Annotated in this window: 23 protein-coding genes; 4 read left to right on the forward strand and 19 right to left on the reverse strand. The window is 67.5% G+C overall.

Translation table 11 applies throughout. The annotated features are described in order from the left end of the window. Nucleotides 1-2: 2 nt before the first annotated feature. From ASE20_RS19610 to gshB, 10 genes are all read right to left on the reverse strand, one after another. Nucleotides 3-1256, reverse strand: a complete 1254-nt coding sequence (locus ASE20_RS19610; RefSeq protein WP_056896230.1) for an MlaD family protein — start codon at nt 1254-1256, stop codon at nt 3-5. Beyond that, nucleotides 1253-2689, reverse strand: coding sequence for an MlaD family protein (locus ASE20_RS19615; protein ID WP_056896231.1), 1437 nt, complete (start codon nt 2687-2689; stop codon nt 1253-1255). The genes ASE20_RS19610 and ASE20_RS19615 overlap by 4 nt, the downstream gene beginning before the upstream one ends. Next, on the reverse strand, nt 2686-3912 hold the full coding sequence (locus ASE20_RS19620; RefSeq protein ID WP_082612611.1) for an MlaD family protein: 1227 nt from the start codon (nt 3910-3912) through the stop codon (nt 2686-2688). Before ASE20_RS19620 ends, ASE20_RS19615 begins: the two co-directional genes overlap by 4 nt. A 2-nt stretch (nt 3913-3914) precedes the next feature. Continuing rightward, nucleotides 3915-4727, reverse strand: a complete 813-nt coding sequence (locus ASE20_RS19625; protein ID WP_056896232.1) for an ABC transporter ATP-binding protein — start codon at nt 4725-4727, stop codon at nt 3915-3917. Nucleotides 4728-4799: 72 nt separating this feature from the next. Continuing rightward, entirely contained in the window at nt 4800-5666 is an 867-nt protein-coding gene (locus tag ASE20_RS19630) for an ABC transporter permease (protein WP_056896233.1), read from the reverse strand. Between the two features lie 12 nt (nt 5667-5678). Continuing rightward, nucleotides 5679-6551, reverse strand: coding sequence for an MlaE family ABC transporter permease (locus ASE20_RS19635; protein WP_200952872.1), 873 nt, complete (start codon nt 6549-6551; stop codon nt 5679-5681). A 1-nt stretch (nt 6552) separates the two neighbouring features. Beyond that, the gene (gene styB / locus ASE20_RS19640) at nt 6553-7056 is read right to left on the reverse strand and encodes a styrene monooxygenase NADH-dependent flavin reductase subunit StyB (RefSeq protein ID WP_200952873.1); all 504 of its coding nucleotides are present in this window, start codon (nt 7054-7056) and stop codon (nt 6553-6555) included. Between the two features lie 38 nt (nt 7057-7094). Next, entirely contained in the window at nt 7095-8327 is a 1233-nt protein-coding gene (gene styA / locus ASE20_RS19645) for a styrene monooxygenase subunit StyA (protein ID WP_056896235.1), read from the reverse strand. A 118-nt stretch (nt 8328-8445) separates the two neighbouring features. Further along, a complete protein-coding gene (locus ASE20_RS19650) occupies nt 8446-9849 on the reverse strand; it encodes an FAD-dependent oxidoreductase (protein WP_225869248.1) in 1404 nt (467 codons plus the stop codon). Next, nucleotides 9846-10871, reverse strand: coding sequence for a glutathione synthase (gshB, locus tag ASE20_RS19655; RefSeq protein ID WP_056896236.1), 1026 nt, complete (start codon nt 10869-10871; stop codon nt 9846-9848). Before gshB ends, ASE20_RS19650 begins: the two co-directional genes overlap by 4 nt. Nucleotides 10872-11025: 154 nt before the next feature. On the opposite strand from gshB, the gene ASE20_RS19660 reads away from it, so the two are divergent. Then, complete coding sequence (locus ASE20_RS19660) at nt 11026-12303, forward strand: glutamate-cysteine ligase family protein (protein WP_082612613.1); 1278 nt, start codon at nt 11026-11028, stop codon at nt 12301-12303. A gap of 70 nt (nt 12304-12373) precedes the next feature. Here ASE20_RS19660 and ASE20_RS19665 read toward each other — a convergent pair whose 3' ends face one another. The 4 genes from ASE20_RS19665 to ASE20_RS25955 form a co-directional block, all read right to left on the reverse strand. Next, nucleotides 12374-12823, reverse strand: a complete 450-nt coding sequence (locus ASE20_RS19665; RefSeq protein ID WP_056896238.1) for a hypothetical protein — start codon at nt 12821-12823, stop codon at nt 12374-12376. 10 nt (nt 12824-12833) lie between these two features. After that, nucleotides 12834-13247, reverse strand: coding sequence for an SCP2 sterol-binding domain-containing protein (locus ASE20_RS19670; RefSeq protein ID WP_056896239.1), 414 nt, complete (start codon nt 13245-13247; stop codon nt 12834-12836). 158 nt (nt 13248-13405) lie between these two features. After that, a complete protein-coding gene (locus ASE20_RS19675; protein WP_056896240.1) occupies nt 13406-14581 on the reverse strand; it encodes a tyrosine-type recombinase/integrase in 1176 nt (391 codons plus the stop codon). A gap of 3 nt (nt 14582-14584) precedes the next feature. Further along, nucleotides 14585-14959 carry a helix-turn-helix domain-containing protein gene (locus ASE20_RS25955; protein ID WP_318655584.1) on the reverse strand — a complete coding sequence of 125 codons (375 nt, stop codon included), beginning with the start codon at nt 14957-14959 and terminating at the stop codon, nt 14585-14587. A 244-nt stretch (nt 14960-15203) separates the two neighbouring features. Between ASE20_RS25955 and ASE20_RS19680 the strand changes: the two genes are divergently transcribed. Next, a complete protein-coding gene (locus tag ASE20_RS19680; protein WP_056896241.1) occupies nt 15204-17132 on the forward strand; it encodes an FRG domain-containing protein in 1929 nt (642 codons plus the stop codon). 1122 nt (nt 17133-18254) lie between these two features. Here ASE20_RS19680 and ASE20_RS19685 read toward each other — a convergent pair. The 3 genes from ASE20_RS19685 to ASE20_RS19690 all read right to left on the reverse strand — a co-directional run bounded on the left by ASE20_RS19685 (nt 18255) and on the right by ASE20_RS19690 (nt 22203). Beyond that, complete coding sequence (locus tag ASE20_RS19685; RefSeq protein WP_157538708.1) at nt 18255-20105, reverse strand: hypothetical protein; 1851 nt, start codon at nt 20103-20105, stop codon at nt 18255-18257. A gap of 1202 nt (nt 20106-21307) precedes the next feature. Beyond that, complete coding sequence (locus ASE20_RS26080) at nt 21308-21517, reverse strand: WhiB family transcriptional regulator (RefSeq protein WP_082612617.1); 210 nt, start codon at nt 21515-21517, stop codon at nt 21308-21310. Nucleotides 21518-21603: 86 nt separating this feature from the next. Beyond that, nucleotides 21604-22203 carry a hypothetical protein gene (locus tag ASE20_RS19690; protein WP_056896243.1) on the reverse strand — a complete coding sequence of 200 codons (600 nt, stop codon included), beginning with the start codon at nt 22201-22203 and terminating at the stop codon, nt 21604-21606. A gap of 145 nt (nt 22204-22348) precedes the next feature. Here ASE20_RS19690 and ASE20_RS19695 point away from each other — a divergent pair, with 145 nt between their 5' ends. Then, on the forward strand, nt 22349-22549 hold the full coding sequence (locus tag ASE20_RS19695) for a hypothetical protein (RefSeq protein WP_056896244.1): 201 nt from the start codon (nt 22349-22351) through the stop codon (nt 22547-22549). On the opposite strand, the gene ASE20_RS19700 is transcribed toward ASE20_RS19695, so the two are convergent. Beyond that, the gene (locus ASE20_RS19700) at nt 22546-23955 is read right to left on the reverse strand and encodes a PLP-dependent aminotransferase family protein (protein WP_056896245.1); all 1410 of its coding nucleotides are present in this window, start codon (nt 23953-23955) and stop codon (nt 22546-22548) included. The two genes, ASE20_RS19695 and ASE20_RS19700, sit on opposite strands and share 4 nt — an antisense overlap. Here ASE20_RS19700 and ASE20_RS19705 point away from each other — a divergent pair. Then, on the forward strand, nt 23954-24889 hold the full coding sequence (locus tag ASE20_RS19705) for a DMT family transporter (RefSeq protein WP_056896246.1): 936 nt from the start codon (nt 23954-23956) through the stop codon (nt 24887-24889). The two genes, ASE20_RS19700 and ASE20_RS19705, sit on opposite strands and share 2 nt — an antisense overlap. Here the strand turns inward: ASE20_RS19705 and ASE20_RS19710 are convergent. After that, the gene (locus ASE20_RS19710) at nt 24846-26348 is read right to left on the reverse strand and encodes an aldehyde dehydrogenase family protein (protein ID WP_056896247.1); all 1503 of its coding nucleotides are present in this window, start codon (nt 26346-26348) and stop codon (nt 24846-24848) included. The genes ASE20_RS19705 and ASE20_RS19710 overlap by 44 nt on opposite strands. Between the last annotated feature and the right edge of the window lie 4 nt (nt 26349-26352).

The raw sequence follows: 26352 nt of genomic DNA on the forward strand, positions 1-26352 counted from the left end.
GGTCAGTTGCCTCCGAGGAGCCCGTTGGAGCGATCGAGCTGCGCCGTGCCGGGTGCGGGATAGGGATTGCGGTGGGTGAAGGGGTCAGCGATCGGGAGGATGCCGTCGATCGACTCGGGCCTGGCGATGAGGCCGAGCCGCAGGTAGTGACCGAGCTTGTCGCTGTTGCCGTTGGCGGAGTGCCAGTAGTCGAAGAACTGGGAGATGTCCCTTGCGTAGGGCGACATGTAGGAAGCCAGCACATCCGCGTAGGTGAAGGTGCCTTCCAACCGCTCGGTGACGGGACGGACGTCCCCCACCGCGGTTGCCAGCTCTCCGACAGCCGGCTCAGCCAGGTCGGCGACGCCCGGTACCCTCTCGAGCGGCTTCTGGCCGCCGCGCAGTACCGCTCGCAGAGCGGGGGTCGAGCGGCCGAGTGCCGCGGCGCCCGGTTCGAGGGATCGCGCTGCGGCCTCGAGGTTGATCAGCGGCTGCTCCAAGGAGGCCAGACCGCGACCGGTCTCCTCCAGGGCGGCAGGAGCCTTCTCGAGCGTCTGACGCAGGGCACGACCGTGGTCCGCGTCGAGCGCCTGGAGCGTCGTGTCCATCTTGCCCAGCAGCGACTCGACGTGGTCCTCGCGGCCCCGGAACCTGGAGGCAAGGTCCGACGACGCGTCGAGGAGGCCCGCCAGGTCCGCCCGCTGCGAAGCTGTGGCGGTCGAGACCGCGCCGAGGTCGCCCAGCAGCTCCGGCGCGTGTGTGAGGAAGGCCGCGAGGTGCGCGCTCTGGCCCTCTACGCCGCCGCCGACCTCGCGCAGAGTGCTCGCGAGACCTTCTCGGGTGGGCCGGTCCAACACGGAGAGGAGATCGTCCAGCTGAGAGGCTGGGAGCGTCTGTGTCGGCGGCAGCTCCTCACCTTCGAGGTCTCCTGCGTCCGCGTGACCACGGTTCAGCTCCACGAAGTTCTGGCCGAGGCCGGAGCGAGCCCACACGGCGGCCGTCGCGTCGGCGTAGACCGGCTTGTCGCCGGAGAGCTGGAGCCGGACGAGTGCCTCGTCGCCATCGAGGTCGATCGCGTCGACACGGCCCACCCGGACGCTCGCCTCGCGAACGTCGTCGCCCTCGCGGAGGCCGCCGACGTCGCTGAAGCGCACCGTGACGTAGTCGCGACTCGAGCCCGGCAGGCCTGCGCTGGCAAAGATCGCAGCGTAGAGCGATACGGCCAGCAGACCGATCACGGCAAGGGCCGCGCCCAGGGTCTTGCTTCGCGGGTTCATCGTGCTCCTCCAACGAGGTAGGTGACCATGTCCTGCTCCTGGCGAGCCGTGAGCCCGGTGACGTTGACCGGGTCAATGGCCGCACCGGCGCTGCGTCCGGCCTTGGCGCCTGTCAGCAGTCCGCCGAGGCTGGTGAGCAGGCCGTCGGTGAGGTCGCCGAGGCCCGAGGCGCTGCCCAGCACGCCTCCGTCACCGAGCAGGCCGTCGAGCAGGCCGTTCATCCTGGGACCGTTTGCGGCGGGCTTGTTCTTCGGCGCCTTCGGCGGAGGAAGCAACCCCGTGACTGCCTCGGTGTTGACGATCTCGAGCGAACGGAAGTAGTTCGACAGACCGTCCGAGTTGTTGGTGGTCAGTGCCCAGAACTTCGCGAAGTCGAGCACGTGGCGCAGGTTGGAGATCAGTTCGGTGCCGATCGGCTGCAGGCCGCGAGCCGCTCGCAGGACGTTCGGCGACGAGCGGCGCATGGATGCAGCAACCGGCCCGGCCGCCTTCAACAGGGTCTGCGCGCGCTGGAGGACGGGCTGGAGGTCCTTCATCGCGGGCGCACCGGCCTGCGCGAAGCCGGAGAGCTCTTGGGTAAGCTCGGACAGGACGGCCGTCGTGGGGCGGAGGTTCGCCAGGGTCGGCGTCGTGGCGTCGGCCGCACCTCGTAGGGCCCGCAGCGTCCTCCTGCCGGAGGCGAGAGTTCCGGGAAGGGCCGTCAGGGTCGCATCCAGCTCGGACTGCTTGGCCGCCGTGCTGCGGAGCAGCTCGTCAGCCGCGTCGAGGAGTCCGTCGAGCTTCTTGCCGTTGTCGCTGGCCAACGAGGTCGCGACCGGCTGGAGTTCGGTAACCATGCGGGCGAGCACGGCGCTCTGGTCGTCCAGGACCTTGACCAGCTTGTCCGTGTCCTCGAGCGCCGGCTGCAGTGCCTTGATCGCTCCGTCGACCTTCTCGCCACGGTCGGCCATGCCGTTGCCGACAGAGGTGAGAAGAGCGGCAAGTGCCTGCCCGGTGGGCTCGTCGAGGGCGTTGAGCACCTGGTCGATGTCGACAGCGCTCGACGTGCGGTCGACCGGGATGGTGTCCCCCGACGCGAGCGTTCCGGCGTCGGCGGTTCCGCGGTCGATCTCGACGAACCGCTCACCCAGCAGGCTGAGTGGACGGATGGTCGCCTTGGCGTCGTCATGGAGAGGCAGGGCGTCCTCGTCGAGGCTCATGCCCACGAGCGCCTTGCCGTCGCGGACCTCGATCGACTCCACCTTGCCGACGGTCACACCGGCGACCTTGACGTCGTTGCCCTCGATCAACGGGCTCGCGCTGGCGAAGACGGCGAAGACGTCGGGACGCTCGTCGTCGTTCATGGCCCGAAGGCCTGCGATGGAGGTCACCAGGAGGAGCAGTGTCGCTCCCCCGATCACCAGTCGTTGAGGCTGCTTGGTCAGCGAGGTCATCGAAGCTCACTCCCGTTCGCGTCGGTCCAGGGCTGGTCCTCGTTCTGGCCGGGGAGGCGCTGGTGCTGGTTCGTGACGCCGGGGGGCATGATCCCGGGGTTGATGTTGAGGCTGGTCGCGCCGAACTGGATGAACGCGCGCAGGTAGTGCCCGTTGCTGTCGTAGTTGCCGGCGGCGCCGCCCCAGTTCGACAGCCAGCCGACGAGCTCCGGGGTGTACGGCCGGAGGAAGTCGATCGCCGGAGCGAGGCTGCCGAGGGTGTTCTCCGCTTGGGGAAGTACGGAGTTCGTCCGGTCCAGCAGGCCGGGCGTGACCCGCAGCAGGGGTGCGAGCGCCTGGAGCGTGGGCCGCAACTGTGCCGCCACGGGACGCAGGTCGGTCAGCACCGGTGCCAGCTCCTTGGCGACACCGGGCAGGCGCGCCGCGGCCGGCGTCAGGTCGTCGAGGAGCGGCTGGGCGACGTCGACGGTCTCGGGGACGTTGTCGAGGGTCTGGCGAGCCTGGCGGAGCGTGGTCGGCAACTCGTCGAGCGCCTTGCGCAGTTGATCCTGCTGCGAGGCGACCGCGTCGACACCGCTGCTGAAGCCGTCGATGGTCCCGCGCACCTCTTCGTCACGGCTCGCGACGATCTCGGCCATGTCGGCAGTCCGGGTGACCAGGTTGCGGATCGCAGCACCGTCGTCGCCCACAGCACTGAGCACCTGGCCGAGCGCCTCGAGCGACGGGCCGGCGGCCGCGAGTGTTTGCTGCAGGTCCGACTCGCTCCCACTCACGGTGGCATCGAGCCGCGCGATGAGCCCGTTGAGTTCCTTGCGGGTGTTCGTGTCGAGTGCCGCCAGGACCTGATCCAGCTCGACGCGGTCGGTGGCGCCCTTGATGATCGCCCCGTCCGGCAGTTCAGCCGCACCGTCGGCACCCGGGGTCAGGTCGAGCACACGCTCGCCGAGCAGGGCCTTCCAGGAGATCCGGGCAGTCGTGCCGTCATGCAGCGGCGCGAAGTCGTCGGAGACGCTGACCGTCACCACGGCCTTGCCGTCGCGGACCTCGAGCTCACTGACCTTGCCGGCGTCGAAGCCGTCGATCTTCACCGGCGAGCCCGGCACCAGGTTCGTCGCCGACGGCAGCACGACCTGCACGTTGTAGTCGTCGGTCGCCTTGGCGGTGCCGACGACGCCGACGACCAGAAGGGCCGCGGCGCCGCCGACGATGAGCTTCTTCTGCACGATCAGTCCATCCCGAGAGGGCCGGCGGACTCGCCGGCAAGGAACTGCCGCACGAACGGGTCATCGCTGTTGAACGCCTCTTCGCAGTCGCCGTAGTGGACGAGCTTGCCCTTCCAGACCATGCCGACGTAGTCGCTGCACGACCGGGCAGCCGCGATGTTGTGCGTGACCAGGAGGTACGTGCCGCCGTGCTCCTCGTGCATCTGCTTGATGAGGTCGCACAGGAGGCTGGTGCGCACAGGGTCGAGACCCGAGTCGGGCTCGTCGAAGAGCACGATGTCGGGGTTGAGGATGAGGCCACGGGCGAAGCCGGCGCGCTTGCGCATGCCGCCCGAGACCTCGCTCGGGTACTTGTGGGCGGACCGCTCGAGACCGACCTCGGCCATGCGGGTCATCACGAAGTCGCCGATCTCGGACTCCGCCATGTCGGTGTGCTTCCGCAGCGGAAAGGCGATGTTGTCGAAGATGTTCATCGAGCCGAAAAGGGCGCCGTCCTGGAACAGCACGCCGAACCGCTTGCGGAGCTCGTAACGCTCGTGCTCGGACATCGACCAGATGTCCTGGCCGAACACCCGGACCTCACCCTGGTCCGGTTGAAGCAGCCCCACGAGGTGCTTGAGGAGCACGCTCTTGCCGGTTCCGGAGGGACCGAGGACCGTGGTGATCGCGTCGTCGACGAAGTCAATGTTGAGGCCGGTCAGGACCTCGAAAGAGCCGAACTTCTTGTGCAGGTTGCGGACCTGCATGCTGTGCGGCTTCTCGGGCTCGTTGACGGCGAGGCGGTGTTCGGGTGCGGCAGTGAGTACGGCAGTCATGGAGACTCCTGTTGGTCGTTCTGCGGGCAGGCAGGAACTGTCGACCCGCGGTGAGCGGGCCTGCGGAGAGAGCTAGTTGGCGATGGGCGCGTTGGGCGCCATGCCCCAGAAGAGCTGGGTGGTGAGCAGTCCGATGATGTGGATCAGGACCATGTTGACCATCATCGACTTGGCAGTGTTGACGCCGACACCGACCGGTCCGCCCTTGGCGGTGAAGCCGTAGTAGCAGCCCACCAGGACGATGACGGTGCCCATGATGATGGCCTTGGCCATGGAGTACCCGTAGTCCATCGGGTTCTGGAACATCCAGAAGATCAGTGAGTACCCGCCCGGCGAGACGGTTCCGTACTGCACGACGCAGACCAGCCACTCGGCGATGTACATGCCGGCGAGGCCAACGCTGTAGAGGAACGGCATCGCGATCCAGGCAGCAACCAGGCGGGTTCCCACGAGGTAGCTGCGCGACCGGATGCCCATGACCTCCATCGCGTCGATCTCCTCGGCGATGCGCATCGATCCGATCTCCGCGACCAGACCGCAGCCCACCTTCGCCGCCACGATGTAGGCGAACATGTACGGACACATCTCGCGAAGACCGCAGTACACGGTGAATACACCTGTGTAGAGCGGCGCGCCGATGGCCTTCAGGGTGTAGCTCGCCTCGGTGCCGCACATCGTGCCGATGACGAACTGCATCGACCAGATGATCGCGCCGCTGGCGATGATCAGCACGCCGCACTGGCGGAGGATCTCGGTGAAGTAGAGCCGCAGGGTCGGCAGCTCGCGGATGGTCTCCGCCGAGAAGCGGGTGATGTCACCGGCCGTGGCGAGGGATGCCTTCCACGAATCCCACGAGGATCGGAGGGTGATCTCCTTGTCCTCGGGCTTCGGAGGCTTGAGCTTCGTGCGCTGGTCAGGTGGTTCGAGGAGCTGAGTCATGGCAACAACCCGTCACTTGTAGACCTGCATGTCGGGGTTGAGCCCCAGCAGGATCGCGGTGAAGAGGAAGTTCGTGATGTAGATCATCGCGAACGAGATGACGACGGCCTGATTGACCGCGCGTCCGACGCCGATCGGGCCGCCCTTGGCGTTCAGGCCCTTGTAGCAGCAGACGACGCCGATGATCAGGCCGAACATCGTGGTCTTGAGGACGCTCCCCCAAAGGTCCGGCAGAGTCGCGTTCGCGTAGAAGTTCGCGAGGAACGCGCCTGTGCTGGCTCCCAGGACGGGAACACTGGCGAGGTAGCCGCCGATGACGCCGAACGTCAGGGCGACGAGGTCCAGCAAACCGGTGATCAGCGTGACGCCGATGACCCGAGGAACGATCAGGTCGCGGACCGGGTCGACGCCGAGCACCTCCATGGCATCGATCTCCTCGCGCACACGGCGTGCGCCGAGATCGGCCGTCATCGCTGCGCCGACGACGCCGGCGACGATCATCGCGTTGATCCAGGGAGCGAACTCGCGGACGCTGGCCATCACGAAGAAGGAGCCGAGTCGCTCGGGGATGCCGAACAGGAGATAGATGTTGCCGCCCTGGAGGCCAGGAGCGCCGAATCCGAACGCGACCGTGGAGATCGTCAGCGGAATCCAGCAGAGCTTGAGCGCGTCGAACATGACGTCTCGAACAGCCCCCCAGTAGCCACGGGGGTGGCGAACGGCGCTCCAGAGGACCTTGACGAGGAGGATGGCCATCTCGCCCATCGGGAGGAGTGTCCGCTCACCCCACATCGGCTTCGGCGCCTTGGTGCGGTCGGCCCGGGATCGCGGAGACTTCTTCTCCGCGACCCCGGCGCCTGCCTGCGCCCCATCGCTGGCAGTCATGTCAGGACCTTTCGCTCTTCAGGTCCACAGGACGTGGCTGGTGGTGGTACTGGCTGGCGTAGAACAGCAGCGGACTGCCGTCACCGCTGCCGCACGCGGTCACCCGCGCCAGGAACAGCATGTGATCGTGGACCGGCACCTGCTCGAAGACCTCACACTCGAACCAGGCCAGGCAGTCCTTGAGGGTCGGAACCGAGGTGCGCTTGAGGAACTCCGGAGCAAGGGAGTCCTCACGAGCGCGGGCGAAGTGGTTGGAAGCGTGCTGCTGGTCCTCGAGCAGGATGCTCGCTCCGTACCTCCCGGTCGCGCGCACGATGTCGTGCGCGCGACCAGGACGCAGCGAGACCATGACGGTGGCGGGGTCCAGGCTCAGCGAGACGAAGCTGTTGACCGTCGCGCCGTGGAACCCTCCGTCCTGGTCCTCGCAACTGATGACGGCCACGCCGGTCGCGAACCGGGACACATGCCTCCGAAACTCGGCGGCGTCGACCGTCTGCTCCCTCACAACGTCTCGTTCCTGGGTTTGCGCAGCGTGGCCGGACATCAGGCGCTCGCGGACTGACAGAACGCAGCGACCCGCTCCGGCGAGGAGAAGATGTCCCACTGGTTCTGCGGGTGGTTGAAGTTGTCGGTGAAGGTGTCGGCCAGCGTCCGGTCCTGGGCCACCGCGCCGACGAACATGCCGAACTCCGGCGGGAAGTTCTCGAGGTTCGCCATCATCGCGTTTGTCCACCGCGTGGCCGCGTGGACCCGGTCGTTGCGACGGTTGTCGACCTTCTCGACGAAGCGGGCATCGAAGACGTCGTTGGCGATGATCTCCTCGGCGACGATCCACGCCGCCTGCGCGGCCGCGTTGGCGCCCTGACCGAGCATCGGGTCCACGGTGTTGTGCACGTCACCCAGCGCCAGGGCGATCGTGCCGCCCTCGAGAACTGCGGACGTCTGACGCACTGCCGGCACGACGCCGCCCTGGAGGATGTCGAGGCCGCTGTTGGCGAGGCCGAACTCGGCCTGGTCGATCCGCTCGAAGCAGGTCGGGTAGTGCTTGGCGATCTTCTCCAGGAGGAGGGTCTTGAAGGCCTCGGGGTCGTCGTCGTACTTGGTCTTCGCGAGGATCTCGAGGTCGCCGCCCGGGAGGTTCTCCATGACCAGCGCGTTCTGCAGGCCGTTGAAGGTCAGCGTCGGGATCTCGATCATCTCGCCCGCGCCCGGCGAGAAGTACATCGTCACCGACCGCGAGGGGAGCTGCTGGATGCCCTTGAAGATGCCCACGCACAGCTGGCGCTGCGGTGCGGTGTGGGGCGACAGCTCCGGGATCTTCGGGAACATGTCGCCGGTGCCCTTGCCCGTGGAGACGACGACCAGGTCGAACTCCTCGGCCAGCGCCGCGTAGTCGCCCTGCTCGATTGCGCGGTACTCGACGTTGCCGCCGCGGTCGATGAAGTCCTGCAGGAGCGTCGGCAGGTAGATGCGGTAGTCGACGGCGCGGCTCGGGGAGCGCAGGTCGCCGTAGAAGCGCATCGGCTCGGGAAGGCCGATGTAGTAGTGGTGGCCGAAGTAGCCGACCTCGCCGGCCTGCCAGTGGTTGACGCCGAGCGCCTTCTCCTTGTCGATCGTGACGGCGAAGTGGGCGACGGTGTTGGGCAGGCGCATCGACGCGTAGTCCTCGACGCGCTTGTCGCTGTAGAGCGTCACGTCGACGCCGTGCTGCTGGAGGCGCAGAGCCAGGTGCAGTCCACCCGTACCGGCCCCCACGATTCCGATCTTCTTGGACATCCTCTACTCCTGTGTGTGATCCGGGTCTCGTGATTGGTAACGATTAAGATAGTGCTAAGTAACTGAGTTGTCACGCATTTTTGTGGCGGCGATCACCTCGGATCGCCGCCACGACCTACTAGAGCGAGTCAGCCAGCCGGCGAGCGGCCAGCTGCACGATCTCCCAAACGGTGGCGAATGGCGGCGCGTAGGCCAGGTCCGCTTCCGCGAGGTGATCGATGGTGGCCCCTGACCACAGGGCCGCCGCGACAGTGTCGATGCGCTTCGCTGCGGCGCGACCGCCCACGATCTGCGCGCCCAGGAGGGCGCGCGTGGCGGGATTCGCGAAGACCTTGACCGCCGCCGGCGCGGCTTCCGTCATGTAGCCACTGGCCGTGCGGCCCTCGGTGACCATCGACGCAATCTCCAGGCCCGCTCGCTGCGCCTCACTCGTACTGAGGCCCGTGCGGGAGATCTCGAGGTGTGCGTCACCGTGGACGTACCGAGTGATGGCGGTTCCGAGCACACCGTTGAACGCCCGAGTCCCGGGCGCGACCACATTGGTGCCGACAACGCGCCCCTGCTTGTTGGCGTGCGTTCCGAGCGGACTGAAGGTCCACTGGCCCGTGAGTCGATGCCGCACCTCGCAACAGTCACCGGCCGCCCAGATGCCCGGCGCGACCGAGCCGTCAGGAGCAGCAAGGAAGCCACCCCACTCGCCCACCTCTAGCCCGGCGTCCGGGCCGAAGTCACTGACCGGCCGGACACCGGTTGCCAGCACCAACAGGTCACAGCGATGCTCGTTGCCGTCCGACGACGAAACGCTCGTGACCCACCCCCGGTCGTCGACCTCAAGCCCGACGACCTCGGCGTTGCCGGCGACATGGACTCCTGCCTCGGCGAGGTCCTTCTCCACCCGCGCGCTCATGTCGGGATCGAGGCTGCTCATCACGGCCGATCGCGTGAGCAGGGTGACCTCAAGACCGCGAGCTCGCGCCGCCTCGGCCATCTCGACTCCGATGTAGCCACCCCCCGTGACAACGACTCTGGGCGCCGCACCCGCGCCTGCAGCCGCGGCGGCGACGAGGAGCTGAACCCACTGCTCTCCGTCGACCAGGGTCTTGCACGGCGCCACTCCCCCGACCAACGCGCCGTCAACTCGGCGGGCCCAGTCAGGGATGATCGGCGAAGCCCCCGTGGCGATGACCAGCTGGTCGTAGCCGATCCGCTGCTCGGAGCCGTCCTTCCGATAGGTCACCGTGCCTGCTGAAGCGTCGATGCCCGTGGCGAGCGCTCCGGTGATGAGGTCGACCCCCATCGCCCGGTGGCGCTCGGGGCCGCGAGCGATCAGCTCGTCGGAGGAGTCGACCTCTCCGGACACCCAGTACGGAATCCCGCAGGCGGAGTAGGAGGTGTGCTCCGTCTTCTCAAGAGCGACCACCTCGATGGCCTTGCCCGCCTGCTTGGCCGTACGCAGCGCTTGGTGGGCGGCGCTCATCCCGGCAGCGTCAGCACCGAGGACCAGGACTCGCTCCGTGCTCACTGCTCCACTCCTGCCATCTGCCGTAGCGCGACAGTGCTCTCGATCCAGTCGACGACGTCGGCACCGAGTCGCGTTCCGCTCAACGCGTCGATCTCCCGCACGCCGGTCGGACTGGTGACGTTGACTTCCGTCAGGAGGCCACCGATGACGTCGATCCCTGCAAAGCTGATTCCGTTGCGGCGCAGCAGCGGGGCGAGTTCGGCGCAGATGCGGCGGTCGTCCTCCGTCAGGCCATCTGCGACCGTGACCGCACCGGTCGCCATGTTGCAACGGAAGTCGGTGCCGCAGGCAACCCGGCGCACCGCCCCCAAGGGCCTGCCATCCAGGACGATGATCCGGCGGTCGCCATCGACGACGCCTTCGATCCATCGCTGGACGACGACGAGGTCCCGCCCGCGATTCGTTGCCTGCTCGAGGATGGACACGAGGTTCGGGTCACCCTGCGCAAGGACGAGGACTCCGCGACCGGCCATTGCATCGGTGGGCTTGAGGACCGCCTGCCCCCACGCCTCGACCCGCTCGAGCACGATGGGAACGCTGGCTGTCACGAGCGTCTCGGGGCCGAGGTGTGGCAGTTGGAGCGAGAAGAACTTCTCGTTGACGTTGCGAAGACCAGCAGGCTCATTCACCACCAAGGTTCGCGCCGGATCGGCCAGGTCGAGCACGTAGGTGGCGCGCAGGTAGACCTGGTCCACCGGCGGATCGGTCCTCATCAGCACAACCTGGAAGGCGTCGAGCGACAGGTCCTCGGGGTCACCGAGATGGAACCAGTCCTTGGGAGCGATCCAGCGACCTTGGTCGAGACGACAAGGAAGGACGCGGAGGGACTGGCACCGCGCAGCGGGTCGGCCGCCGTCGACGGACAGGTCGGAAGCGGTTGTCACCCACACGCGATGGCCGGCATGTTGAGCGGCTTCGACGATGGCGATTGTCGTGTCGTGGGCGGGGTTCAGACCCGGGACCGGGTCGGCGACGACCAGCACGTCGAGGGGACTCGACGGCGGCGACGGCAGGGAATCCATCAGCTCTCCTCGTTCAGGTGTGGCTCTTGCAAGAGCCTCGAACGAACCCTTGCGTGACGGACGTCACTCTGATGTATGGTGTGAATCAACATAGGGCTAACTTTCTTAGCGGTCAACAGTTTCGTGGCCGGGTTATCCCTCGAAGGGGGCCGACATGCCGTCTCGTACACGCAGCACCAGTGTCGACGAGCTCGCTGGCGTCTGCGGGCAGATGTTCGCGCCGACCAGCGAGGACCTGATCGGCCTCGAGTGCGAGTGGCCAGTCCGTCGCGTCGACAACCCGCTCGCCCGGCCCGACCTCCACGTCCTGCAGCGCATCAGCGATGCGCCACTCCCTTCGGCAGGGATCGTGACCATCGAGCCCGGCGGCCAGATCGAGCTGTCGTCGGCGCCTGAGGACTGCGTCGAGGACGCCATCCATGCGGTCGACGCCGACGCCACGACGCTGCATGCACGTCTGCGCCAAGCAGGACTCGAGCCCGAGGTCACTGCCGTCGATGCAATCAGGTCCCCACGTCGCATCCTGGAACGCCCGCGGTACCGGTGCATGGAGGCTCACTTCGACCGGGCGGGCGCGGCAGGTCGATGGATGATGTGCAACACCGCATCGGTGCAGGTCAACATCAGCAACGACCCGGTCGACCCCCACGCGCGCTGGCGGGTGCTGAACCACATCTCGCCGGTGCTGCTGGCGATGTTCGCCAACTCGGGTGCGATCGACGCCGGCGGGACTACCTGGGCCTCATCGCGCCAGGGCATCTGGTGGAACATCGACCGTAGTCGCACACGTCCGGTGCCGATGACCCAAGACCCCGCGCACGACTGGCTGTCGTACGCCATGGCAGCGCCGGTGTTCTTCATCCAGACCCAAGGGCCGTCCAGCCCGTGCGGGGTGGGCGTGACGACCGGGATGACCTTCGCCGACTGGTTCCGGAACGGACACCTCCTCGGCTGGCCCACACTGGACGACTTCCGCTACCACCTCACGACGCTGTTCCCGCCCGTACGTCCGCGCGGCTGGGTGGAGCTGCGCGTCCTCGACGCCCTGCCTCCGATGATCCGCGCCGCAGCGGCGCTCGCCGTCGCGACCGCGAGCGCCGAAGGCGTCCGCGAGGAGATCCTCGAGCACATCCCGTCGACCAGCGATCTGTGGCTCGTCGCCGCGCGTGACGGCCTGAACTCCGAACGCCTGCGAGCGGCCGCCGTACGCCTGGCCGACATCCTCGCTGCGAACGTCGAGCGGGTCGCCGACCGCGACAGCGCCGACGTCCTGATCGAGTTCCTCGACACCTACACGCGAGCCGGCCTCACGCCGGGCTCCCACCGATGGCTCCCGCTGCCGATCACCCTGGCCGGTCCTCACGCGGGGACCATGTTGCCGATGCCCGAGAGCCCGACCGCCGTGGCCGACGAGATCCTGTGGACGACCTGACGCCTTTCAGCACCGGGAACACAGAGGGGCCGCAGGTCGACAGACCTGCGGCCCCTCTGCCGTGCAGCGATCAGACCACCGACACGAGCGCGATGAAACGGAGCGCTGTGATCGGATGGGTCAGCAGGCCCTTGACCACGAGCTTGCGACGGAGGATCTGGCCGAGCACCGACATGCCTCGCTTGGTGAAGAACCCGACGGGCACCAGACCGCCGCGCTTCATCTTCAGCTGTGACACGTCGAGGATCTGGTCCACGCTCGCTCGGACCGTTACCGCGGGGCGACCGATCAGGCCGTCGTGCACGATGGCGCCGTGACCACGGAACATGATCGTGCAGGCCTGCTCGGTGTCCGTGCTGTAGACGGCGACCGGTCGGCTCGTCCGCTTCGCGAAACGGACGCGCTCCGGGAAGTTCTCGAAGTTCTGCCCGAGGAGCGTTCCGACGATGCTGGAGACGCCGTTCGCGGAGTCACCCGCCTCGAGCTCGACGGGGTATGCGTTCGCCTCTGTGATCGACATGCGATCCGCCTCAGACATCGTAGTCGATGTGGTCGGCCGCCGCACCCCACGCGAGCAGGAAGTGGTGGAGAGCGACCGAGTTCTCGATCGCGGCGGCCATCGGCCCCTTGGCGAACTTGATCTTGCCCATCACGAGCATCTTGCCGGCCTCAGCCTTGCCCTCGGCGAGGTCCTTCCAGGTGTCGAGGTCGGCCTTGATGTCGAGCCACAGGTCGTCGTAGTCGAACTGGGGACCGGTCCACGCCACGACGCGCCCCTCCTTCCACTCGACATGGGTGACCAGGTCATCCCGGCCGTTGACTCCGAACGCCATCTTGTTGGTGAAGGTCGAGGCCTTCTTGAAGCCCTTGAGCATGGGCTCGCTCGCGTTCGCCGCGTCCGTGGCGCCATCGCACCACTCCTGCGAGAAGAACTTGACGGACATGGATGACTCCTAAGGGTGGGCAGCGCGGCGAGGCGCGGCGCAACGAGCAAACTCAGGCGCGACGCTCGCCAGGGATCGGACCGAAGGCCGACAGCGAGCGCTGTGACCCCGGTCACCCCATCTAAACCCACGATCACTTAGCAGTCAATAACTTGTCCCTAAGAGATACCCACCTTGGCCGGCCCCCTGCCCTCACCAGGCGAGATGAGCTTCGCAAAGAGGCCATCGACCGCTGCCTGCGCCTTGGCCCCCGCGCCCGGCATGAGGTGCGTGTAGACACGCATCATGAAGGCCGGGTCCTTGTGGCCCATGTAGTCGGCCAACGCGCGCGGGCTGATGCCGTTCTCCAACTGGAGGCTCGCGTAGAAGTGACGGCCACCATGGGTCATGAAGTCACGGGTCGTCGGCAACCCCGCGCGCTGAAGTGCGGGCTTCCACACTGTGGGGTTCACGTAGTTCCTGTTCAAAGCCTTGCCGGTTGGGCTCGTGAGGATCAGGTGGGTCGTCTCCAGCGGTGCCTCCGGCCCGCCCATCGGGAGACTCACCTGCTTGGCAGGAAAAGCCTGGAGATGAGCCGCAATCTCGTTGGCGACACTTTCGGGCAGCGGGACCGTCCGAACCTTTCGCCCCTTCGGCAGCGAGAAGTACATCCTGCTGTGGAGGATGATGACCTGACGCCTGACCGTCACGACGCGGCGGAGGAAGTCCACGTCTTCCACGCCGAGGGCGAAGATCTCTCCCTGGCGAAGTCCCAGACCTGTGGCTAGCGTGAGAATCAGCCGGTAGCGGTCACGAAGCTCAAGTCGTAGCGCGCCGATCTGCTCCGGCGTCCAGGGCACGAGCGGCGTGTCATCCGGCTTCGGTGCGCGCACCGAGGCCGACTTGCAAGGATTCTTCGCAATCCGCTCGTCATCGACGGCTGCCCCCAAGATCGACGACAGGAGGCGCATGAGCTCTCGCACCGTCCTCGGACTCAGGTGCTCCGAGCGACCTCGAATCCAAGCTTGGACCAGCGTGGGTCGGATGTTGGCCAACCGGTGATGCCCAAGCATCGGGAGTACGTGGAGCCGAACGTTGCGCACCCGACGCTCCAAAGTGGTCGCACCACACGTCTGGACGGCCAACCACTCCTCGGCGTACTCCGCCAACGTCATCTGACCGCGGCTGAGGTCGAGGTAGGTCCCCCGCAGCAGATCGGCCTCGATCGTGGACTGGTGCGCCCGAGCAAGTGCCAGGGTGGGGAACTGCCGGGACACCTGCCTGCCGGTCGGATCGCGCCACCGCACCCGATAGGCGGTCCGGCCGTCAGAAACGCGCTTCTGGATGCTGGCCACGGTCTACCGAACTCCGGTCCCGCGTGGGGACTCAGTGCACTCATCCAACCAACGCTCGACCTCCGCATGGCGCCAGTGCAGCGCCCGCCCGAGACGGATGGCCCGCGGACCTCCCCCTGTCGCCCTCCACTTGTACAGCGTCTGGAGTGGAACCCCCAGGTATTCAGCCAACTCCTTGGTGCCCATCAGTCCGTCCATTGCTAGTCCTCTCGCCGGAGTTCCGTCGTCGTCAGCTGCTTCGACCCGACGGCGAGCGGACATCGCCCCCGTATGGACGGCTCCGGCACCTACTCGAAGAGGATGAGAGTCGGCGCAAGAGGTTTGCCGACGAGGGACAATGAGCCCTGAGACCCGACGTCCTCGCGCCGGCACGTGCATGAACCCAGTCGAAGTTGCAGCCGGGCCTCTTCGTTGCTGTCACCTGATTGGTGACAGGAACCTCCGCAGCGACACGAACTCCTGGCGAGAGGATCTTCATGCGCACCCACGACGAGGAGCACCACATCAGCTGAGGATCGAAGCGTCGGTGGGTCCTCTCGAACCGCCCAATCCATGCGCCGTCATCCCCTAACTTGGCTAGCCTTCGCAAACAGTTCTGGAAGGTCGATCGGGAGCAGACAAGATGGACAGCGATCAGGCGTCATCGGACCGGACTCGACTGTCCACCCGCGCACTCGCCGACAGCATCGAATCACAAGGCACCTTCGACGAGTCAGCGATCGCTGACGCCGCCGGCCGAGCGCTCGACGACGCTGCCCGGAACGCCGTGGGATCGCCGATGGTGCAAATGGCCATTCAACGGGCGGTCACCAACGCCGTCAGAGGCGACGCCAAAGGACTGGCTGCGCTGGGCATCCAAAGCTCCGCCGTCGAGAGCGCCGTCAATAGGGCCATCGCGAGCCTTGTCGACACGGCGGTGGCCACGCCCGAGGTGCGGCTCGCGATCCGTCGCGCAGTGGACCAAGCGGTCAGTCGTGAATCATCCGGACTGGTCGCACTAGGCATCGGCGACTCCACCATCCGAACTGCTGTCGGCAAGGCCATCACCGAACTTGCCAGAACCGCGGTTGCGACACCCGCTGTCCGCGATGCGATCGACAAGGCGATCCGCGGTGGTCGGACTGGGTTTGCTGCGTTCGGCCCATCCTTGATCGAGTCGGCTGTCAGCACTGCCGTCACCTCCGTGGCGAAGGAGTCCGCCTCGTCGCCCGAGGTCAGGAGCGCGATCGACAAGGCGATTCGCCGCGACCGCTCCGGTCTGGCCGGGCTTGGCCCGTCAACCGTTGACGCTGCGGTCAGCAGGGCTCTGACGGACGCCGCCAAGAGCGCGATCCATGACCCGGAGATCCAGGCCGCCGTCGATCGAGCCGTGCGACACCAGGCCTCGTCGGGCTCGTATGCCGCCGACCCGGCGGTCGTGCGCGAACTCGGCAAGCACCTGCCTGAAGAAGATGCGGTTCAAGAACCGACGGCCGAACAGCGGCACGCACGTACCCCGCTGGTTCCCTCTGACGCCGACTACTCCTCCCAGTTCGAGAACCCCGGGAGCCTCTTCTCCGCGCACGAGGCACGGATTGACTCCTTCGCAGCTCTCACTGAAGCTGTCGGCGCCCTCACGGCAAGGAATCCTGGTCTCAAGTTCGTCTGGCGTGGCCAGCAAGATGCGAGCTGGGGTCTTCACAGCAGTCTTTACCGATCCCTGATGGGGCACCACCAGCTGGGCACGAAGGAGCGCGGAGGGGCCGACTCACCGGAAAGGACGTTTCCCGACGAGACAGCGATGCTGGACGCCGAACTGGCGATTCTCGCCGAGGCAGCGGACTGGCGGATGTCGGACCTCTCGGCCTTGGAGCTGTTCGCGCGCCTCCAGCACCACGGCGGCCCGACCCGCCTGTTGGACGTCACACGGAACCCACTCATTGCAGCGTGGTTCGCGGTCGAGGACGGAGCTCAACGCGGCTGCGATGGTCGGCTGTTCGCGTTGGCCACTGCCCCAGCGGTGGAAGCTGGTGGCGGGCAGGGGGACGACGATCCCCTCCTCAAGGAAGTCCTAGCAGGCAAGCGCTACCCGTTCTGGAGCGGCTACAACTCCCCGCAGATACGGGAGGAGACCGAATGGGGCACAGGAACACGGCGTCGCCTCTGGGTCCCTCCTGCCTACGACGCCAGGATCGCCGCTCAGAACGCTGCCTTCCTCCTGGAAGGCGTCCCGATGCTGACACGGGCGAATCTGAAGTTCTTCACCGACTCCGCCGGCAAACCGTGGAGCGCTGCAGACGTGGCCGCTTCCTTGTCGATCTACGCCCGTCCGATCTCCCCGCTCCGTAAAGCTCGACCGAACAAGGCCCGCCTGGCACCCCTCTTCAGCTTCAGGATTGCCGTCGACGCCAAGGACGAGATTCGGCAGATGCTCACGAGCGCGTACGGCTACACAACCTCTCTGGTGTATCCCGACATCCAAGGCATGAGTCAGCGTCTGCGCAACAGGTCTGACTGGCTCGCCCCGCACTCGCAGGACGACCTTTCCCGGTCGATGAAACACGGGCGGTAGAGCGGCACACCGTCTCCCGCAGATCTCCGACCGCCGTACTCCGTCCGCTGTCGAGAGGATCAACGGCCACGAGTCGGCCCTTCAACGCCCGTTACCCGACCAACCAACTGGCGGCTCTCCGCAGTTCCAGCTGGTTCTCAGTGCAACTCGGTCGCGTTCAACGAATCCGACCGGCGCTTCTCCGGGCCGCCAGACGGCTTCTGGCCGGCGGTGCCTCGTGCCTCGGCACCGCCGAAGTCGAACCTACTCCTGAACTCAAGGGCGTCAACGCGCGTTAGTTGGGGGTTGAAAACTCAAACCGGGATTTATCGCGAGAGAGGGGTGGCCGTGGGGAGTTCGCCCTGTTCCGAGCCCTGCCGGAGAAACGGGGGGGGCTTCTCCGCACTTTGTCCTGAGGCCGCCAGAGGCGCTTGCCTCCGGATAGAGGGCCGGCCTGCAGAAAACTCGTGGCCGACCCATGAGCGCACACCGGCATCCCGCTGGACGACATCAGCCGCCCAGGCATCCTGAACGCTTCATCAAACCGCATCGTCTTGGAGGTCCTGCGCAGGAATACCAGACAGAGGCTCCTGCTCCCTCAGCGATGACCTCACGGAAGCGAGCCTGACCGGGTGCCTCAACTCGGTTCCGCTCGCGCGCGCGTTTTCATAGAGATTCTTCTAGGTATCTAGAAGCTCTTGCTCGTGGTGCCGATACGCAGGCCGACACGCCTCCGAAAGATCCAGACGCTCTGGACAGCCCCGATACGTTCAAGGCGTCCCCAAAAAAAAGCCGGCCGAAGGCAAGCCCCTCCGGCGTAGCGGATGCGATTGAGGAGCGGGTCCGGGCAGAGCCCGCAGCGATTAGCGGTCGATTCGCCGTGCAGCGTTGTCCCGCAAGGCCGATGCTCGGTCGGGGTCGTGCCCCAACAGTGCGGCAACCTCTAGTTCATGCCGTGCGACGCCCAAGGCTCGCCACCGGCGACCTCCCCGCCCAAGCCACACCAATACGGCGCCGCTGAGCACCGAGCCGACCGCGTTCTCCCACATGTCGCGACACGGTAGGAACCCCCTCCGACGCAACCCCCCGAGCCGGCACGTCACGCCATCTGGCTGCGGCGGTCTCGGCTCGTGAGGCAGGCGGTCAGGCCGCAGCCAGTGCCTTGCGGGCCAGATCGGCCCAGACCATGCACCGTTGGCGAACGCGCGTCGGAGGCTCCGGGTTCACCCCCCGGCCCCACACGATGTATTGCTGCATCGTGCCGCCCCGGAAGGCCGACTTTTCTTTCTCTCGCAGGATGGTGACGAGGTCAGGACCTTCGGACTCGATCAGGCCTTCCAAGACGTCGAGATCCTCCAGCTCGAGAACCTCAAGCGGCGCGACATCGTCACCTTGCAGCACTCTCAGCTCTTCAAGACGCTCCCACAGCAGCGTCATGAGGATCGGGTTGGCCGCGAATCTGTCAGCGATCACCAGGACCGGGTAGAAGCGCCGCGGCCCGTTGGAATGGGTGTGAGTCAATGAGCGCTCGTCTCGTCGGAGGTTCGCGATCATGGTGTCTAGTTGCTGTGCCTTCCGAACACAGTTGTTGATGTCTTGGACCACCGCAGCATCGCTGATGCCGGCCGCCGTTGCTGCCTTGAGGCCGGGCGTCGTGATCTCGACGACCACCCATCCGTCGGGATAGTCGAGTACCGCGTCGGCGACCTTGCTCTTCGGGTATGCCCGTTTGCACTCGTCTTCGCGATAGAGCCGACGTTCATCACCTACGATTCCTGCGAACGCCTCGACGACCCACGTCTCGTATGCGTAGGCAACGGTCTCGCGCACCTGGCCGATGGCGACCTTGGAGCCGTTGGATTCCAGTTCGCGCAGGATGTCGTACATGGGCCAGAGTCCAGCTGCCCTCCTGGCAACCTTGTCTGTCGAAAGCACCGTCAGGCTGTCGGCCCACCGAACCACCGGGAACTGGTCGAAGGTGCGGGTCGACCATGTACTCGGATACTTCTCCGCTTCGTCGTTGAGCATCTGGCGCAGTTGCTGCGGGGTAGCAGCGAACAGCGAGAGAACGGCGTCCAGACGCTCTGCCGACCAGCCGAGTGCCGACAGGTAGGTGAGCGGCACCGTCGCCTGTCCGTGGACGATCGCGTGCGACGCGAGTGCACCTGTGGCAAGCACCAGGTCGCCCAGGTCGACTCCTGTTGACTCCAGGTACTGGGTCGGCAGGTTCGTCCGCATCCTCGGGTCAGCGGCCATGTCGACGGGCATCTCCCGCCAGCATCGCTGGAAAGTCGCCCACATCGTCCGCAGGTCCTCGCGGGCGTTGAACAACTGGTTCGCGATGAGTTCCCGCCCGACCTGCCCCGGCACCCGGGTGACCACGAGTTCCTCGTCGTCATCGATGGCGTCGCTGAGATGGTCCGTCAGTCCCATCGTGGCAAGGACCGGTCCTTTGTCCCCGTCCAGTTCGTTCCATGGCTGCGACGGGCTGTGCAGCAGCGCGAGCCGTGCCATGAAGAGCAGGGCCTGTGGGATGACCAGTGCCCGGTTCGGATCACGAAGGACGTTCTGGATCACCGTTCGACGTGGCTCCGCGAAGTAGTCGAGGAAGGCCGCGTCCACGTCGTGCCGATCGGAGCCGGGCTGTTCGAGTTTGGCCATCCAGTGGCCGGCAAACCTCACTGCGTGCTCGACCGACATCTGGCCGAACCATCTCGCCAAGGTCGCAGCATCGACGACCTGCCCGAGGGTCTCCTCCGCCGTCAAGTAGACGTGCATGTGATCGAGCAGGTTCTTGCCGCGCAGGGCGGATTCAGGGACAAGTAGTCCAGAAGGGCGCCGGTAGATCTGCTGCCGCAGTACTCGCGATGAGGTTCCTGCGAAGAACTCGTCGTTCTCGCGCACGTGAACGAGGTTGTTGAGCGGCGCAGGTTCTCCTGCAGTCAACAAGCGTTCAAGAACTCGAAGGGTGTGATTGAAGGACTGGGGCTTCATCCGGTGTGTTCTCGCCTCCGCTGGCCGGACACCATGGAAGCACGCGGGTCCGACAAACGACACCGAGTTTGGCGCGACCGCAGTCGCGGACGTGGTGCTCTCACGCGCGACCGTCCACGCTGACCTAGCCGGCGCGTGCTCGTGTCCGCAGTAACGCGCGTTACCGGGCAGACCGCACAGATGGCGAGCGCTTGCCCATGGACACTCACGCACTTGGTTCGACGGCCGTCCTGGCTCTCGCCCGCGACGCCCGTCCCTCGCGCGCGTAAGCATCGGTCAGAGACTTCTGTTCGACTCCCCTACTGACCAGAGCTAGCTCTAGGGAAACGGAGGGGAACGGGCCCCCTACCCCCACGCGATGTTGGCGCAGGAGTTCGAAGGTCTGTTCCGGATCTGACCGTCACTGAGTCTGAGGTGTCCGGTGTTCTTAGGGCCCACGGGTCTCGCGATCCCGCGCCTCCCAGGGGGAGTCCACGCCACTACAGCGTGCAACCAATGATCCTCCGGCCGTCAGCCCGTTTCAACTGGGAGCAGCGCGTGTCGTCGATCTCTTCAACAGGCGATGCACCACGTCCGCCCCACAAACGCGCGACGCCCTTGACCGTGCGATCAAGGTGGCTAGTAGAAGCGAAATGAACCGATCGATCTGAAGTTGGGACTTTCCAATGAAGCTGACCCTGCTCCCCGACCCCCACAGCGTGACGTGTCCCGCTTGCGGGGCGGCGCCCCGCAATAGCTGCGTCGACGGCGGCTACGAGCGGACTTCGATGCACGAAGCACGTCGCCGCAAGTTCAACTACGAACGGGCGGTGAGCGCCGGACGACCGCCCCTTTCGACCCCGGAGGAGAAGGAACTCGAGCGAAGCAAGGTCCGGAGCGTGCTATGCCCTACTTGCGGCGCTGAAACTCAGGAGCGGTGCCGGTCGCGCCGCCCTCAGGGCCGCCTGTCCAACCACTCCGCTCGAACCCAACTGTATGACCGGACCGTCTGCCAATGACGTACACGCACGCGGCGGCGCCAACGCCCGTTGACGGTCCGGCATCGAACCTTCATGTCAACGGACGTTGGCGCGAGTGATCCCAGGCTCGTCCAGGACCGCCGACGACCGATGCGGGCCATCACTGCTCGGACCGACCCGACCAAGAACGCCTGAGATGACGTTCAATCGCGTTGAGCAACGTTCACATCGGGTTGTCGGGCTTCAGACGCGTCGCCTCGCGACGAGCCGGGCCCTCGGTCCGAGATGCCGACCTCCCCAGACACCGACCAGGCCTCGAGCCTCTGCGTAGTCGGCACAGGCGCTAGACACGCAGCAGCCCGCGCATGGCAGTTCGTTGAGGGAAACGGGCCCACCCAGACCGTCTCCGAAGAACCGGTCCGGATTCGTCCCGACGCACGCAGCGTCACGCATCCATGCGGTCTCGTCGCCGAAACGCCAGCAGGCTTCTGCGACCGCTACTCGACTGCTCGCACGTCGCACGCCCGCCCCTGACACGCTCACCGCCTGACCTCCGTACGCCCGAGAGCGTCGATGTCCTTCAGGAGCTTCCGGCGCGCTTCCTTCCACTTCTTGACGTGCTCAGCACGCCAGCGGGACGCCACCCACCGGACAGCCTCTTCCCCCGGCTCCCGAGGGACCTCCTTGGCCCAACGTCGCAGCAGCGCCCTAGCCGACTTCTCGAGCATGAGCGCGGCGACAGGATCACGGAGGGCAATACGAGCGCTGTCAGCCTTGACGGCCTTCAGCGTCGCGGTCTGCGGCCACTCATCCTCCGGGTGGACGTCGTAGGGCTTCCGCGCTCGCTCCAACAGTCGACGCACATCGTTGTGGGACAGCCATCCCCGGAACTCGGTGAACATCCACTGGGGAATCCCCGCGGCTGAGGCGTCGGCGATTACCTCGACCAGGGACTCATCGAAGGCGGCACGAACGGCCGCCGACCTGTTGCGGAAGTCGTCGAACCGGATCTGTCGCCCGAGCTCAGTCTCCAGCTCCTCGTTGTCGGTCGGCCAACCGTTCGCGTACCACTCGTCGTGGAGCGCCACCACCCGGTGGTACTCGTCGAGAGCATCCTGCTTGGCTCGTTCGTTAGTCATTCACTGTCTGCTTCCTGCGGTCACGTCAGGGCCACAAGAGGGCCACAAACGGCCGACAACCGTCGCCAGGCGACGACGAGTGCCGATCAACGTTTCCGCAGGTCAGAGACTCTTTTTGCGGTTCTGGCGCCGACCGCCTTCACGGTTGCGTCAGTTCCTCGACTACTGCTCCGAGCTGCTCAGCCTGGTCGGCAAGGCCGCTGCACTCTGTGCCGAGGAGTCGCACGACGCCGTGGTCCTGGACACGGTCAGCACGATCGAGGCGCTCACCGTCTCGCTCGAGCGCAAGGTCTGGCAGAAGATCACCGTCCTCAACGCAGCGCGGGAGTCCGGCCCCGCGAGCTAGTGCTGGCCCGCGAGCGCCCGCGCGATCACCCGCGCCGCGTCCGGGAAGCGGGCCGGCTCGGGGCCCGTGTAGGTCAGCCGCAGGTACGGCCCCGACGGCTCGGCGGGGAACCACTCGTCGCCGGTCGACACCCACACCCGCTCGGCCGCGCAGTCGCGGACCAGCCGGTCGACGTCGGTGCCGGCGGGCAGGCGGGCCCACAGGTGCAACCCGCCCGGGGGTACGACGGCCACCTCCAGGTCCGGAGCGTGGGCGGCCAGGGCGTCGACGAGGAGGCCGCGCCGCTCGCGCAGCTGCACGCGCAGGCGGCGCAGGTGGCTGCGCCAGCCGGGGTCGCTGACGACCTCGACGGCGGCCTGCTGGAGCAGCCCGCTGACGTACATCGACTCCGCCGCCCGGTCCCCGAGGACCCGCTCCCTGGCCGGCCCGCGGGCGATCACGGCCGCGACCCGGACGGCCGGCGAGACGCTCTTGGTGAGCGAGCGGAGGTAGACGACGTGGCCGCCGTCGTCGAGCGCCGCCACCGGGCGCGGGTCGCTGTCGATGCCGAAGTCGTGGGCCCAGTCGTCGTCGACGAGGAAGGCGCCGTGGTGGCGGACCACCTCGAGCACCTCCTCCGCGCGCGCCGGGCTCCACTGGACGCCGGTCGGGTTGGCGAAGTTGGCCTGCGCGTAGAGCGCCCGCGCGCCGGTCTCACGGAAGGCTCGGTCGAGGTCCTCGGGGTCGGGTCCGTCGAGGCCCACCGGCACCGGGACCGGTACGACGCCCGCCTGCTGCGCCGCCTGGATCGCTCCCCAGTAGGTGGGCGACTCCACGAGGAGTGGCTGCCCGGGCGCCACGAGCGCACGGAAGATCGACGACAGGGCGCTCTGGCTGCCGGGCGCCACGACGACGTCGGCCGCCGTCACGGCGGACAGGTGCGCCGGGGTCGCGTCGGCCAGCTCGGCGGCGAACCAGGCCCGCAGCTCCGGCAGCCCGGCGACCGGGGTCCGGGCGGTCGCGGCGGCGCCGCGCGCCGCACGCACGAGGGCCGTGCGGACCAAGCGCTCCGGCAGCAGCTCCGGGCCGGGGTAGCCGGCGTGCAGCGCCATCGCGCCCGCCGGCGCGTCCTGCAGCGGGCCGGCGACGCCCGTCAGCCGGGCGCGCGGGGTGCCGAGGGCGGCGGTCTGCCAGCCGAAGTCGGCGCCCCGGCTCGGGCGCACCGAGCGGACGAAGGTGCCGATGCCCGGTCGCGCCTCGACCAGCCCCTCGGCACCGAGGCGGCGCAGGGCCTTCTGCACGGTGACCGGGCTGGCGGCGTACTCCGCGACGAGCGCCCGTGACGACGGCAGCTGGGCACCGGCGGGCGCATCCCGGATCCAGGCGCGGAGCCCGGTCACGATCCGTTCGGCGCTATCGTAGTTCATGTCAGTACAGAGTAGCGCTATCGCGCCGCGAGCGCACCCGCTATCCACGGTCCCCGCCGGTCTCGGCTGGGGCGTCCTCGGCGTCGCGGCCTTCTCCTTCACCGTGCCGCTGACCCGCGTCGCCGTCGGCGAGCTGTCCCCGCTCTTCATCGGTGCCGGTCGGGCCGTGGTCGCCGCGACGCTCGCCGCGATCGCGCTCGGCGTCACCCGGCAGGCACTCCCCCGCGGGCGCCAGTGGTGGCGCCTGGTGGTGGTCGCCGGCGGCGTGGTGGCCGGCTTCCCGCTGCTGACGACCTACGCGCTGACCGAGGTGCCGGCCAGCCACGGCGCGGTCGTGATCGCGCTGCTGCCGGCGGTGACCGCGGTGCTGGCCGTGCTGCGGACCGGCGAGCGGCCGACCCGGTCGTTCTGGGCGTTCTCCGCCTGCGGCGCGCTCGCCGCGGTCGGCTTCGCGGTCGTGCAGGGCGGCGGCGTCAGCGGCATCCATCGGGCCGACCTGCTGCTGTTCGCGGGCGTGCTCGTGTGTGCGACCGGGTACGCCGAGGGCGGCCTCCTGACCCGCGAGCTCGGCTCGTGGCAGACCATCTCGTGGGCCCTGGTGGTGGCGCTCCCCCTGATGGCGACGCTCACCGCGGCGAGCGTCGTACGGCAGCCGCCGAGCGGAGGGCCCGCGGCGTGGGCGTGCTTCGCCTACCTCGCGGTGGTGAGCATGTTCCTCGGCTTCTTCGCGTGGTACCGCGGACTCGCCATCGGACCGATGGCGCAGGTCAGCCAGGTCCAGCTGGTGCAGCCGGTGCTGAGCATCACCTGGGCGGGGCTGCTGCTGGGAGAGCAGATCACCGCGGCCACCGTGGTCGGCGGGCTCGCGGTGATCCTGCTCGCAGGTGGGGCTACTTCTTCCCGCGCCCGTACAGTCCGCGCACGACCTTCGTGAGCTGCTGCTCCTCCTTGGCCGTCCGGCGGAAGGTGGTCAGCGCGATGGCCGGCTTGAACCGCTGCCGCGCGATCGCGTGCGGGTAGGTGAACTCGCGCAGGCCGTCGGGTCCGTGGATCCGGCCGAAGCCCGAGTCGCCGACGCCGCCGAAGGGCAGCGTCGGGATGCCGGCGAACGAGATCACGCCGTTGATCGCGGTCATGCCGGCGCGCAGGCGCTCGGCGATCTCCATGCCGTGGTCCTTGGAGAACACGGTGGAGCCGAGGGCGTAGCGGGTGCCGTTGGCCCGCTCGATCGCCTCGTCCATGTCCCGCACACGGGTCACGGTCACGGTCGGGCCGAAGGTCTCCTCCTGCACCGCCGCCGAGTCCTCCGGTACGTCGACCAGCACGGTCGGCTGCACGAACCGGGCCCCCTCGGGCACCGGTCCGCCGACGAGGGCACGGCCGCCACGCGCCAGGGCGTCGTCGATGTGGCGGCGGATGATCTCGACCTGCGAGGGCATCGTGATCGGGCCGACCTGGCCGCCGGGCTCGGCCTTGATCTTCCTCGCCTCGTCGACCAGCTTGCCGAGGAACTCGTCGTAGACCCGGTCGTGGACGTAGACCCGCTCGACACCGGCGCAGGTCTGGCCCGCGTTGGCAGCGGCGCCCCACAGCGCGGCCTCGGCGGCGTCGTCGAGGTCGGCGTCGTCGGCGACGAGGAGGGCGTCCTTGCCGCCGGCCTCGATGACGACGGGGGTGAGCGTCTGGGCGCACGCGGCCATGACCCGCTTGCCGGTCGCGGTCGAGCCGGTGAAGGCGACCTTGTCGACACCGGCCGTGGTCAGGGCGGCGCCCGTCTCGCCGTACCCGGTGACGACCTGGAACACCGGGCGACCGACGGCCTCACGGAAGGTCTCGGCGAGCCACTCACCGACGCCGGGGGTGTACTCCGACGGCTTGAAGACGACCGCGTTGCCGGCGGCGAGCGCGTAGGCGATCGAGCCCATCGGCGTGAAGACGGGGTAGTTCCACGGGCCGATCACACCGACGACGCCGAGCGGGCGGTACTCCACGCTCGCGGCCTGGTTGACCATCAGCAGGCCCGGGGAGACGCTGCGGCGCTTGAGCACCTTCTCGGCGTGGCTCGCGGCCCAGGCGAGGTGGTCGATCGCGAGGGCGGTCTCGAGCAGGGCGTCGCCCTGCGGCTTGCCGGTCTCGCGGGCCATCAGCGCGGCCAGCTCGTCCATGCGGCGGGCGATCACCTTGCGCCACTTCACGAGCGCCTTCTTGCGGCCGTCGAAGCCGAGGGCGCGCCAGCGCTCGGCCTCCTTGCGCGCGGTCGCGACGGCGGCCTGCACGTCGGCGGCGGTGTGGATCGGGTGCGTGCCGACGACCTCGCCCGTCGCCGGGCTCAGCGAGGTGAAGGTGGCGGCGGCACTGGCGGAGGAGGCTGCGGGAGCGTCGGTGCTGGTCACCCCC

Origin of the sequence: Nocardioides sp. Root240, assembly GCF_001428825.1 — a bacterium.
Classification (GTDB): domain Bacteria; phylum Actinomycetota; class Actinomycetes; order Propionibacteriales; family Nocardioidaceae; genus Nocardioides.